The organism is Plectonema cf. radiosum LEGE 06105, assembly GCF_015207665.1.
In the GTDB taxonomy this organism is placed as follows: Bacteria; Cyanobacteriota; Cyanobacteriia; order Cyanobacteriales; family Nostocaceae; genus Rivularia; species Rivularia radiosa_A.
This window is the reverse complement of sequence record NZ_JADEWL010000287.1, coordinates 1-2,290: the sequence shown is the minus strand read 5'-3', so window position 1 is coordinate 2,290 and position 2,290 is coordinate 1. Positions and strand designations below refer to the sequence as shown.

General features: G+C 40.3%; 2 protein-coding genes. Both read left to right on the top strand.

Going from position 1 to position 2,290, the window contains the following annotated elements:
- Positions 1 to 505 precede the first annotated feature (505 nt).
- The gene (locus tag IQ247_RS32985; RefSeq protein WP_228060234.1) at positions 506 to 772 is read left to right on the top strand and encodes a reverse transcriptase N-terminal domain-containing protein; all 267 of its coding nucleotides are present in this window, start codon (positions 506 to 508) and stop codon (positions 770 to 772) included.
- Complete coding sequence (gene ltrA, locus IQ247_RS31990) at positions 714 to 2,204, top strand: group II intron reverse transcriptase/maturase (RefSeq protein ID WP_228060233.1); 1,491 nt, start codon at positions 714 to 716, stop codon at positions 2,202 to 2,204. The genes IQ247_RS32985 and ltrA overlap by 59 nt, the downstream gene beginning before the upstream one ends.
- Positions 2,205 to 2,290 lie beyond the last annotated feature (86 nt).

The following is a 2,290-nucleotide window of genomic DNA, read 5'->3' as shown; positions in this document are numbered from 1 at the left end:
ACGACCAAGTAGGCAACGAAACAGTCGGAGTGCAGACGCTAAAAGTAGCCATAGCTGCCAGGGTTAGGCGGTAAGGAGCAAGGGGGAAAGATGTAGAAGGGTGAACACGGTCTAAGGTATTGATTAAATCACGTTACTTGTCAACGAGCTAAATAACTCCTGAGAAGCTCGAACCAAAATGGTAAATAGGTGGTTGGTATGCTTTCCTGTCATAACAACGTAGAAACACAACTCCTATCGTGAAATAGATACCCACTCCAACTACGTCGAAAACTTTAGTTGATACAACAGGAAAAGCCCTACAGAGTCTAGAAAATGGTCGAACTTTCTAGTAAGCCAAGAGTAATCGAAGCCTAACTCTCTGGAGGGTAAGGGATGAGTGAAAAAACGAATGCCATCTTGTAATGAGATGGATAGGAGTTCAAAATTTGCTCCTGACCGAAAGGAAAGTAGAATTCACTTGGGTCATATACGAAAGTGAAACTTATCTTAAGAACGAATCCTTATGAAAAGTTTGATACATCATCATCATCATATTGATGTAAATGGACATAAGAAGCAACTTTCAAACTGGAACCAAATCAACTGGAAAAAAGTAAGAAAGATTGTTAGTAACTTAAGAAAGCGGATATTTCGTGCCAGAAAACTTGGGCAATGGAAGCAACTTAGACGATTGCAGAAATTGTTACTAAAATCCTACGCGAACCTATTACTTGCGGTACGACAGATTACTCAGCATCTCGGACGGCAGAAAAACACCAGGAGTAGATAAGGAGGTGTTTGATACTCCAGAGAAACGGGTAGAACTTGTCAACAGTTGGGAAAAAGTTAAAGCATCTCCGGCAAGGAGAGTTTATATTCCCAAATCCAACGGCAAGAAGCGTCCCCTTGGTATTGCGACCATTAGGGATAGAGTCATGCAAGTTATAGTTAAAAACTCCCTTGAACCCGAATGGGAATCGCAATTTGAGCCTAACTCCTATGGGTTTAGGATTGGTAGAAGTTGTCAAGACGCTATAGCCCAATGCTTCAATAATCTAGTAGAGAACCCACGTGGAGCAAGACACATTTGGGTCTTAGATGCTGATATAACAGGATTCTTTGACAATATTGCCCATGAATCCATTCTAAAAATGATTGATACACACCCAGCAAGGGAATCAATCAAAGAATGGTTAAAAGCTGGCTACGTCTACCAAGGTTCTTATACGGCTACAGATAAAGGCACACCGCAAGGCAGCGCGATTTCGCCCCTTTTGGCAAATTTAGGATTACATGGCTTAGAAAAACTCATTAAATCTATCACATTACCGAAAGATAAATGGGGAAATAGGCTATCACTAGGTTTCGTCAGGTACGCGGATGACTTTATCGTAACAGCCAGAGACAAAACCAACCTTGAAAGTGCCTTAGTACAGATTAAGCAATGGTTGTCACAAAGGGGACTCAAAATCAGCAAGGAGAAAACTAGGCTAGTTCACATAGGAGATGGATTTGATTTTTTGGGATTTAATTTACGCCAATATAAGGGCAAACTCTTAATTAAACCCCAAAAAGAAAAAGTACTTAAATTCTGTAAAGAATTAGGACGTACAATTTCTAAATGCGCCACTTGGACGCAACAAAATCTTATCGCCAAACTAAAACCTATTCTCCGAGGATTTGCTAACTATTACAGAGGAGTGGTTAGTAAGAAAACATTTAGTTACATCAATCATCGAGTAACAATGTACCTCTACCGTTGGGCAAAGCGTAGACACCCCAACAAAGGAAAAAGATGGGTTAAAAACCGATACTTCCACCGAGTAGAAGATAATGAATGGACTTTTGCTTGTCATGGAACTGATAGCAGAGGTAGAAATAAATTCTACTCCCTTACTAACATCAGTAAAATTCCTATAATTAGGCACGTCAAAATCACAGGAAATTATTCTCCTGACGACCCAGAATTAAAGAAATACTGGGAAACCCGCAATCAGAAACAAGGAAAACTTTATTGGGCAAAAGGTTCAAAATATGAACAAGTAGCCAAAAACCAAGGTTTTAGATGTCCTATATGTGGGGAATATCTTTTTAACGGGGAAGAAATCGAAACCCATCACATAGTACCTGTTGCCAAAGGTGGACTAAACGACGAAGAAAACCTAATGCATCTGCACGTAATGTGTCATAAACAGGTACATAATACCAAGTTGAAGGCTTGAAATATGGCTTGAGCGGTATGACGGGTAACTGTCACGTACCGTTCTTAGGGGGGTGAGGACTGGTAACAGTCCAATCCTACCCGACA

Coding starts and splice junctions, on each gene's coding strand:
- IQ247_RS32985 (WP_228060234.1), top strand. CDS start 506: ATGAAAAGTTTGATACATCATCATCATCATATTGATGTAAATGGACAT.